Source organism: Allobosea sp. 05T439 (assembly GCF_056396005.1).
The window spans coordinates 1-8830 of the sequence record NZ_JBFTKP010000084.1; the positions used below are offsets into that span (position 1 = coordinate 1).

At 63.7% G+C, this 8830-nt stretch carries 10 protein-coding genes and 1 pseudogene; 3 read left to right on the forward strand and 8 right to left on the reverse strand.

Features of this window, described 5'->3' with window-relative positions:
- From AC1DIO_RS34620 to AC1DIO_RS34645, 6 genes are all read right to left on the reverse strand, one after another.
- A partial coding sequence (locus AC1DIO_RS34620) for a DUF3300 domain-containing protein (protein WP_476777538.1) occupies positions 1-620 on the reverse strand: 620 nt, incomplete at its 3' end.
- 66 nt (positions 621-686) lie between these two features.
- Positions 687-1271, reverse strand: coding sequence for an OmpA family protein (locus AC1DIO_RS34625; RefSeq protein WP_441508680.1), 585 nt, complete (start codon positions 1269-1271; stop codon positions 687-689).
- A 16-nt stretch (positions 1272-1287) separates the two neighbouring features.
- Positions 1288-1713, reverse strand: coding sequence for a hypothetical protein (locus AC1DIO_RS34630; RefSeq protein WP_441508679.1), 426 nt, complete (start codon positions 1711-1713; stop codon positions 1288-1290).
- Positions 1714-2016: 303 nt separating this feature from the next.
- Entirely contained in the window at positions 2017-2754 is a 738-nt protein-coding gene (locus AC1DIO_RS34635) for an outer membrane protein (RefSeq protein ID WP_476854887.1), read from the reverse strand.
- Between the two features lie 745 nt (positions 2755-3499).
- Positions 3500-3640 (reverse strand): hypothetical protein, encoded by a 141-nt coding sequence (locus AC1DIO_RS34640; RefSeq protein ID WP_476770866.1) that lies wholly within the window; start codon positions 3638-3640, stop codon positions 3500-3502.
- 155 nt (positions 3641-3795) lie between these two features.
- Positions 3796-4251: a response regulator transcription factor gene (locus AC1DIO_RS34645; RefSeq protein WP_476770867.1), complete on the reverse strand. Its 456-nt coding sequence runs from the start codon at positions 4249-4251 to the stop codon at positions 3796-3798.
- Between the two features lie 21 nt (positions 4252-4272).
- Between AC1DIO_RS34645 and AC1DIO_RS34650 the strand changes: the two genes are divergently transcribed.
- On the forward strand, positions 4273-6126 hold the full coding sequence (locus tag AC1DIO_RS34650) for a potassium transporter Kup (protein WP_476854888.1): 1854 nt from the start codon (positions 4273-4275) through the stop codon (positions 6124-6126).
- A 103-nt stretch (positions 6127-6229) separates the two neighbouring features.
- On the opposite strand, the gene AC1DIO_RS34655 is transcribed toward AC1DIO_RS34650, so the two are convergent.
- The gene (locus AC1DIO_RS34655; protein ID WP_476777431.1) at positions 6230-6676 is read right to left on the reverse strand and encodes a hypothetical protein; all 447 of its coding nucleotides are present in this window, start codon (positions 6674-6676) and stop codon (positions 6230-6232) included.
- Between the two features lie 58 nt (positions 6677-6734).
- Here AC1DIO_RS34655 and AC1DIO_RS34660 point away from each other — a divergent pair, with 58 nt between their 5' ends.
- The gene (locus AC1DIO_RS34660) at positions 6735-6992 is read left to right on the forward strand and encodes a hypothetical protein (protein WP_476770869.1); all 258 of its coding nucleotides are present in this window, start codon (positions 6735-6737) and stop codon (positions 6990-6992) included.
- 269 nt (positions 6993-7261) lie between these two features.
- On the opposite strand, the gene AC1DIO_RS34665 is transcribed toward AC1DIO_RS34660, so the two are convergent.
- Entirely contained in the window at positions 7262-7537 is a 276-nt protein-coding gene (locus AC1DIO_RS34665; RefSeq protein ID WP_476770870.1) for a YMGG-like glycine zipper-containing protein, read from the reverse strand.
- 616 nt (positions 7538-8153) lie between these two features.
- Between AC1DIO_RS34665 and AC1DIO_RS34670 the strand changes: the two are divergent.
- Positions 8154-8776, forward strand: a pseudogene (locus AC1DIO_RS34670) (IS6 family transposase).
- Positions 8777-8830 lie beyond the last annotated feature (54 nt).

Below are 8830 nucleotides of genomic sequence, written 5' to 3' on the forward strand. Positions count from 1 at the left end.
ACGGCGGAGGCGACCGGCTCGTAGACGACGCCGGGGTCGTAACTCGGAACATAGATCACCTCCGGTTCCGCCGGCTCGATATAGATGACGTTGCTGGATCCCTCGGTCTTCTGGACGACGGTCTGTTGCGGCGTCGACTTCAGGGCTCCACCCTTTGCCGCCTGGGCTCGGAGATCCTGGATGACGGCCGCGACATCCGTCGGCTGGTAGACGAAGGCGTCGCCGAGATCGCTCGTCCAGTCGAGGTTCTCGTTCATCTGCTTGATCAGGTCGGGAAACCGGATCAGCGCCTTGACGCTGGCATCCCAGTTCATGGCGTCGGCTGCCGTGAAGTCGGCCTTCTCGACGGCCGCCTTGTTGCGCTCGATCCAGCGCGCCGCCTGCACGATATCGAGCGGATAGGCCGAGGCCGGCAACAACTGGGCGAGCAGCGGGTCGGGGTAGAGCGCGATCGGCTTCACCAGCGGCTCGATCTCCGCACGGGTGAAGACCGTGTCCGCTGCCTGCGCCGGTGCAGCCTGTGGCGCTGGTGCGGCCTGTTGGGCGAAGGCGGCGCCGAGGCCCGGGAGAATGGCGCTGGCTGGAGCCAGCACCAGCGCCATTGCGGATAGGGCGATCATTCCGTGTCGCATGCCGTCCTCGCGCTCAAATGTCTGCAAACAAGCCGGTCCATCACCGTCCGGCCCCTATCTGAAACGACCCACATTCACGATCTGGACGCGCCGATTGGCTGCTGCGTCCGGGTTCTTCCGGTTCTGCAACTGCTCTTCACCGAGACCGACCGAGACAATCCTGGCGGGGGCGATGCCGAATGTGGTGACCAGCGCGTCGCGAACCGCATCGGCCCGCTTCTGGCTCAGCGTCAGGTTGGACTTGCGGTCGCCGACCGCGTCGGTGTGGCCGACGATGAGGAACTTGTATTCCCGCAAGGTCGGGTGGAGCAGGGAGTCGGCAATCACGCCGACCGTGCGGAACGATGCAGGGCGGATCACCGCCGAGCCGGTCCGGAACTGGATCTCGACGGTGAACTGCGAGAGATTGTCCAGTTCCTGCGAGAGCGGCTCGCGCAGCGAGGCATCCGGTCCGCGGTTGGCGGCGACGCTGTCCACGGCCTGGCGGCGGAGCGCGGCGACGTCGATGGATTTCGACTGGTCGAGGACGTTCAGCGTCTCGATCAGCTGCGTATCGTTGAGTCGCTCCTGGGCCTGCACGATTGCGGTTGCGGGGGCGAGGGCGATTGCGGCGGAGAAGACGAGGGCGATGGGCTTCATGGGGTGCGCTGTGCCTTCAGTTCCAACCGGCATCGACGATGACCTGCTTGCAGCCGCTGCTGACGACCTTCGACGCGGTCAGCAGGCACTGCAGCCTGTAGCCGTCATGGGGCTGCACGCCGCTGCAATATTGACCAAGGTCGCGCTCGCAGACCTTAACTGCGGCAGCCTGGGCATTGGCCCGCTTCGCGAGCGACTGGAAGACCTCGGCCGACGCGGCCTTGCAGCCCGCCGATAGCCGCGCCTGGTTCCGATCAAGGCACGTTTTGACGGCGCCGCCGCCAAGCGAAACCTTCGAACAAAGCTTGTCGATGTCCGAACCACAGGACTTCGCCAGCCGGTCATAGGCTTCGGCAAAAGTAAGCGTCTGGGCCGAAACGGCCAGTGGGATCACCATGGAGGTTAGCAGACAGGCTGCGGCGAGGGCTCTGCGTAGACTCACGATCGTCTCCCTGTTTTCGTTCGGTGTAAGCGCGCCCGAATATGCGATTTCAAAGGAAGCCGGCGATCTTGCTATGGGCAAACGCCAGGAGCGATGAGTTGATCGATCAGGGTGCGCACAAAGACATCTGGGCCGCCGGCACCAGAACATGTCGGCAGCTTGCGGGATTCGTCTTGATGGGACCGGTCGGGACAAGAGGCCAAGCCACTGGTGTCGAAGCTCGGTCTCCAATCTGTGCGCCCGGATGAAGGGAAAAGCAGCCCGGCGCATCGGCCGGGCTGTTTGCAGATCAGAGTGCCCGGCTCAGAACTTGTAGTTCACGCCGACGCGCAGGAGTCCGGCGCCGCCGCCGCCATTGCTGACCGCGGTATAGGTTCCGGCCGGCAGCACGCCGCCCGCGGGGTTTTCGAAGACCTGGGCCCTCCTGCCCTCGCCGGTATCGACGTAGAGACCTTCGAGCTTGACCGTCCAGTTATTGGTGAAGGCGTATTCGACACCGCCGCCGATGGTCCAGCCGGCATTGCTTGTCGTGTTGCCGGTCAGCGGGTTGCTGTTCAGGCCGCCATAGGCCAGACCGCCGGTGATGTAGACCAGCGTCCGATCGAAGGCGTAGCCGATGCGGGCGCGTACGGTGCCGAAATAGGCGCCGTCACCGCCGCCTCTACCGGCCCACCAGGTGTATTGGCCCCAGGCCACGCTACCGCCTGTATCGACATACTGGATATCGGTCTCCAGGCCGTAGACAATCGCGCCGGACTGCCAGTTATAGCCGATCTGGCCGCCACCGACGAACCTGCCATCACCACCGCCGACACCGCTCAGAACGCTGGAAGAGCCAGCAGTCGGCCCGTTGACGGCGATCTCGCCCGAGTCAGCCCAGCCCACGCCGGCGTTGAGACCGACATAAAGACCAGCCCAGGTGAACAGGGGCGCGTAGACGATCGGGGGAGGCGGCGCCTGGCGGCTGGGAAGGTCGGCGGAGAAGGCCGACGTTGCCAGGCACGTCGCAAGAACGGCGGTGGATACAAGACCTAGTCGCATGATGTCCTCCGAGGTCAGGGATACGCAAGTCAATCTGTTCCATATGAAGTAACGGCAGAGAACCCGAATAATCCGTGCCACTTCCCAATGAAGTGCCGAATGTTACGGACTGCGATATTTTGATCACTTCGCTCTATGAGTCCAAAAAACGACTGCCCAGAGCATGCCAATCCCAACGGGCGCCCGTGGGGCCCAGACCTCCGGCATGGGGCGGCGTGGGGACGGGCGTTCCATCGCGGTTGAGGAAGTCACTCCAGTTCAGGCCATCGATGCTCTTGCTCAGTGCTCATGCGCGATAAATCACGCATGCGGTGCCGTCATCGAAAGATAGTGTACCAGGCCCGCCATCCCTCCCCAGAGCAGGAACGATATCGCAGCTCCCCAAATAATCCCTCGCCCAAAACTATCGTCATCGTCTCCCTMGGGCCGAAGCCATTTGTAATTCCGCTGGTTTGCCGGGGGCGATGCTGGAGGTTCGTGAGAACATCCGTTTCCCTTTGAGGCCGCCATGCCAATAACCTTTCAGATGGCCGATGGGCGTAGCGAATCGTGTAATATTCAGCACGTAGTCAAACCAAGATCTGTAATCTAAGTGATGTAAGCACACGTATATCGGCTCGTCGACGGGGATTTGCACCTGCCCGTTCGGGGCGACTGAGATTGGTTAACCGGTGACATCAGGACGATACAGCCACGATAAGACGAGACCGCACGCGCGCACTACATGACGATACGTCATATAATCTCAGCTGGGGTCATCGCGCTGCGGCCCGATTGTACTTGCGCTATCCCTGAGACCCGATTTCATCGCCAGTCCCAGCGGGATCGGCATCAGGCCCTTCACCGGGTGCTGGTCGCCTGCACTCCGTGCCAGGTCGGTTGTCATGGCGCTCCAACTCTTCTTCTCGAGACTGCCACAGAGCCGTCGTCCACCTCCGGGAAACGCGCCGTTTTGCCAGGCGCCGCGTTTCTCGGCCGTTTTCAAACTGCGTACACAATGCAGGGGGGTGTTGGTGCTCTCGAACTGGTCGCCCGCCTTTTCTAAGAGATGAGCCCAAGCTGCTCTGAGGACAGGACAAGCTCGGCAATGGAGCGGGCGGCCATTTTTTCCATCACCTTGTGGCGGTGGGCCTTGATGGTGCGAATGGTGGTTCCGAGTTCGTAGGCGATCTGCTTGTTCATCCGGCCTCTCGCCACAAGGGCGAAGACCTCGCGCTCCCGCGGGGTGAGGCTGCCGAGCCGGACCGCGCGCAATTCGGCGCCATCGTCATCGCGCCTTGCCTGACGACAGCGCGCTAGCGCGAGACGGTTCCCACGATCCCTGACGCCTGACCTCCCAGCCCGGGCGGCCGGTAACCCCCGTCGTTGCGGCAGTGCAGGCAAAGGGGAACATGTCTTGCTAGGAGCGCTGCTGCATGCGCTATTTCCATGTAATGGGGAGGCCGGCGCATGGCTCGTGAGGTTCTGTCGCAGAACGGCTCTGCGTCTCATCACCATCACAACGGCTCCGTCCGCGCCCTGACCCTCGGCGCTCTGGGCGTCGTCTATGGCGACATCGGCACCAGCCCGCTCTATGCGCTCAAGGAAGCGGCCCGGGCCGCGGCTGCGGGAGGAGCCTTGCAGCCGGAAGCCGTCATCGGCTGTGTCTCGATGATCCTCTGGGCGCTGATCCTGATCATCTCGATCAAGTACTCGATCTTGATCCTGCGCGCCGGCAATCGCGGCGAAGGCGGCATCATGGCGATGCTGGCCCTGCTCAAGGCGCGCCATGCCAGGCCCGGCACAGGGCGCGCCTATGTCCTCGTCGTCGGACTCGTCGGCGCCGCCTTGCTCTATGGCGACGGCGCGATCACGCCGGCCATCTCCGTGCTCAGCGCGATTGAGGGCCTCAAGGTCGACGCACCGATGCTGGCGCCGGCCGTCGTGCCGCTGACCGCTGCGATCCTGATGGGTGTCTTCCTGGTCCAGAGCAAGGGCACCGGCTTCATCGGCCGGCTGTTCGGGCCGATCATGCTGCTCTGGTTCCTGGCGCTCGCTCTGCTCGGCATCCGGGGCATCCTGATGGCGCCGGGGATCCTCGCAGCGATCAACCCATTGAATGCGCTCTACTTCATTACCCACACCGCCCCGCTCGTCGGCTTCGCCGTGCTGGGCGCCACGTTCCTGGCCGTGACCGGTGGCGAGGCGATGTATGCGGATATGGGCCATTTCGGTCCCAAACCCATCCGCCTCGCCTGGTTCACCATCGTGCTGCCTGCGCTGATGCTCAATTATTTTGGCCAGGGCGGGCTGCTACTCACCCAACCTGCAGCCCTCACCAACCCATTCTACCAACTCGCCCCGGACTGGGCGCACTACCCATTGATCCTCTTCGCCACCGCCGCCGCCGTCATCGCCTCGCAGGCGGTAATTACAGGCGCCTTCTCGCTCACTCGACAGGCTGTGCAGCTCGGCCTCTTCCCCGCCGTCCACATCAAGCACACGGCCCATGACCAGAGGGGACAGGTCTACATTCCGATCGTCAACTGGATGATCTGCCTGGCGACGCTCACCTCGGTCTTCATGTTCCGCTCGTCCGATGCGCTGGCCGGCGCCTATGGCATCGCCGTCTCGTTGCTCATGGCCATCACCACCGGACTCGCAGCGCTGATCGCCCTCAAATGGGGCTACAACCCAATCCTTGTCGTGGCGGTCAACGGCTTCTTCCTGCTGATCGACCTTGCCTTCTTCTCCGCCAACCTGCCGAAGTTGCATGAAGGTGGCTGGTATCCGCTGGTCCTGGCGCTCGTGCTGGTGGTGATCATGCTGACCTGGCGGCGCGGCCTCGCTTTGGTGGAGGCAGCGCGTGGCCGCCAACGCGAGCCGGAGAGGGAGTTTCTCGACATGCTGGCCACGAACCCGCCTGTGCGCCTGCCGGGCACCGCCGCCTTTCTGGCCTCGGCCGCCCTCGGGCTTCCGCTCTCACTCACGCATTTCGTTCGCCACAATCATGCCCTGCACGAGCGCATTCTTCTTGTCACTGGCAAGCTAGAGGAAATCCCGCGCGTCCCCGACGAAAACCGTATGGAGGCGATCAAACTCGCGCCCGGCGTCACTCGCGTGATCCTGCATTTCGGTTTCATGGAGACGCCACATATTCCCGGCGGCCTACGCTGCGGCGCCGACCGTGGACTTCTGCCGGGCGTCGATCTCATTCAAATGTCGTACTATATTGGCCGTGAGACGATCATTCCGCGCGAGGATATTGTGGGAATGGCCGTGTGGCGCGAGGCGCTCTTCTCCTTCATGCAGCGTAACGCCGAGCGCTCAGCTGCCCATTTCCACATCCCCGCGAAGCAGGTCGTGGAGGTCGGCGTGGAGATCGAGATCTGATTGCCACGACTGAAGCCTGCTCGAATACGTCACCAAGCCCTTAAGGAGCAGAGCGCAAAAGCGTTCAGCGAGAAGCAGGGGGCGGTCGGTTGCCGCGTTCAGCTCAAGGATGATCGTCCTCCCCTGACGGGATGCGCCGCGCATGTCTCTCGAACCACGAAGCAAGATCAGCGCCCCATAAGGCGGCAAGTTCAGTGGGGCTGAAATCATAGGGCGAGCGAGGGCTCAACGCTTCGATGCCCTTCAGCCAGCGCTCCCGATGCTTCGGTGAAAGAAGCGGGTTGTTGATGTCGATCGGCTGGTCGTCCATCGCCTTGAGGACATCTCTCATCCGGAGCGCACGCGGTTTCCGCCGGGTCTGCGTTTTCTGCTCCGTCGCTAGCTTCCTGAAATGCACCAGGTCGCTGACCAGCCGGGCATAGGGGGCGACGTTCCAGAGCCGCAGCTGCTCGATCACCTCCGGGCCGTGCTTCGCAACGTCGGCGGCGACGATATCGATGATCGATGCCCCGAGGCGATCACGGGCGTTGAGCAGGTTCTGTCGCCTCATGGCGGTCTCTCCCGCGCCTGCGCGCGCTATGGGCAGGCATCGCCCAGCCGCGCCACGCATGGCGGCGATGCGCAAGGGCATGGCTGAATGCAACAAGCCCGGCATGGCGGACGATGTTAAGGCGCGAGGAGCCCCACGGAGCAAGACCGTGGAGTTCCTCGTCATCTGTTGGTCCCTCGCAGTGCTCGTCTGGCTTGCGCTGATCCTCGTCGTCTCGTTCCACTACCTGCGGGCTGAAAAACTTGAGAAGGCGGTTGGCGTGAAGGTTAAATCCGACCCCGCCGAGAAGGACCGCATCCGCCGCCAGCTGCGCTGACCTTTCGGCGCAGCGCGCCCACGTGGGACGTCCGGCAACGCGCCTGACCTACTGGAGCCGTCAAGACGGTGCCTGACCCGCGCCCGATGCCCGCGCGTCTCCCGGCCCCGTACAAGCTTGCGTCCCCGTCGCCTGCGCGACGGTCTGCTCCCGGCTGGGTTGCCCTGTCAGCACCCACGCGCAACAGCCGCCCCATCGGAGCGGCTGTGCATGAAACCAGATGCTGCCGGTGGGCTCGCCAATTGGCCCGGCAGGTGTGCTCAGGCGCCTTACGGGCAGGGACCTGAGAAACGGCGACCGCTCGTGTCCTGGAAGATGCAGTTGTTTGGGGTCGTCGCCCGACCGACCACCGCGCCGGTCACGCCACCTGCAAGGGCACCGATGGCGGCACCACGACCGCCGCCCGCGATCCCACCGATGAGCGCACCACCGCCAGCGCCAATGGCGGCGCCGCCAAGCGTGCGGTGCGACTGAGACTCAGGGTTGCAGCCTGCGAGTAAAAGGCCAAGGCCGATAAAGCCGGCGACTGTGATCGAACGGAGCATTTTGGGGTCCTTGTTCAAGTCTGCGCGCGAATGCGAACGCATCAAACTAGGGCGAGACGTCGGGTGCGCCATCGCAAGTGACCGCGTCAGTCGGGAATTCCTGTGGATGTTCATCCGGTTTCCCCGATACCTGAAGCTTCGTAGCCTTCAGCTCGGTCGCACGGCGTCGCCGAAATCTTTTGATCACGGCCTGACGGAATGAGGCCCAAAGCAGCTGCTTGCCACTCTCGACCTCAACAAGTTCCTGCTTGAGCTACCAGCGCCCTCCATCGAGAAACTCGGTCACTGCCGTGCGCTGCGCCTCGAGACCCAGACCAGAGCGTCCCTGACGCAGCGTCGACACGCGGAGATAACCACCACAAGGCAGGCCGGGCAAAGCGGCCCACCGCCCCTACCGCGCGTCTTCCGCGCCTGCGCTGCGCGCCGCGACACCCGCCAGCGCACGCGACGGCGCCGACGATGTACAAACGGATTGCGGAGCCTGGTCAGACCGGGATCGTCATCCCCGATGTCGAAAGGCGCGATGAGGGCCGGACTCATGGCCTGATATCCCTTCGCTGGGAGGGCGTTGTCACGTTAACTCCGGCATGGCGGCAAGCGGTGTAGGTGGGCGTGCATGACCCTGCCGGCCATCAGCTACAAGCGCCATCGGTTCCCTCCGGCGATCATCGCCCATGCGGTGTGGCTGTATTTCCGSTTTCCCCTGAGCCTTCGCCTGGTGGAGGAGATGCTTCTGGAGCGCGGCATCGCCGTCTCCTACGAGACGGTGCGGCGCTGGGCCTTGAAGTTCGGGCGGGATTACGCCCACCGCCTGAAGCGCAAGAGGCCGAGCCGCCGCGACCTTTGGATGAGATCGTGCAGACCCGGCGTGACACCAAGGCAGCGCGGCGGTTGCTGAGGCGTCTTTTGAAGAAGCAGAGCTGTGCGCCCCGGCGGATGATCACCGACAAGCTCGGCTCCTATGCCGCCGCYCGGCGCCAGATCATGCCGACGATCGAGCATCGCGCGCACAAGGGCCTCAACAACCGGGCCGAGAACTCACACCTGCCGCTCCGAAAGCGCGAGCGGACGATGCAAGGCTTTCGATCTCCAGGCAGCCTGCAGCGCTTCGTCGCCGTCTTCTCCGCCGTCCGCAATCTGTTCGTCCCGCCCCGGTCCCGTCGCTCCGCCCTCGCCATCCATCTGCATCGTCTGTGCGCCATGGCACAATGGAAAGCCGTCGCTGGCCTCGCAGCGTGAGCCCGTCACCCGGTTGAGTTCGCTTCAATGGTCCGCGGTTAACGTGACAACGCC

Excerpts from the sequence above, each read along its gene's own strand:
- AC1DIO_RS34625 (WP_441508680.1), bottom strand. The coding sequence starts at position 1,271 with ATGAAGCCCATCGCCCTCGTCTTCTCCGCCGCAATCGCCCTCGCCCCC.
- AC1DIO_RS34635 (WP_476854887.1), bottom strand. The coding sequence starts at position 2,754 with ATGCGACTAGGTCTTGTATCCACCGCCGTTCTTGCGACGTGCCTGGCA.
- AC1DIO_RS34640 (WP_476770866.1), bottom strand. The coding sequence starts at position 3,640 with ATGACAACCGACCTGGCACGGAGTGCAGGCGACCAGCACCCGGTGAAG.
- AC1DIO_RS34645 (WP_476770867.1), bottom strand. The coding sequence starts at position 4,251 with ATGGTGATGAGACGCAGAGCCGTTCTGCGACAGAACCTCACGAGCCAT.
- AC1DIO_RS34655 (WP_476777431.1), bottom strand. The coding sequence starts at position 6,676 with ATGAGGCGACAGAACCTGCTCAACGCCCGTGATCGCCTCGGGGCATCG.
- AC1DIO_RS34660 (WP_476770869.1), top strand. The coding sequence starts at position 6,735 with ATGGCGGCGATGCGCAAGGGCATGGCTGAATGCAACAAGCCCGGCATG.
- AC1DIO_RS34665 (WP_476770870.1), bottom strand. The coding sequence starts at position 7,537 with ATGCTCCGTTCGATCACAGTCGCCGGCTTTATCGGCCTTGGCCTTTTA.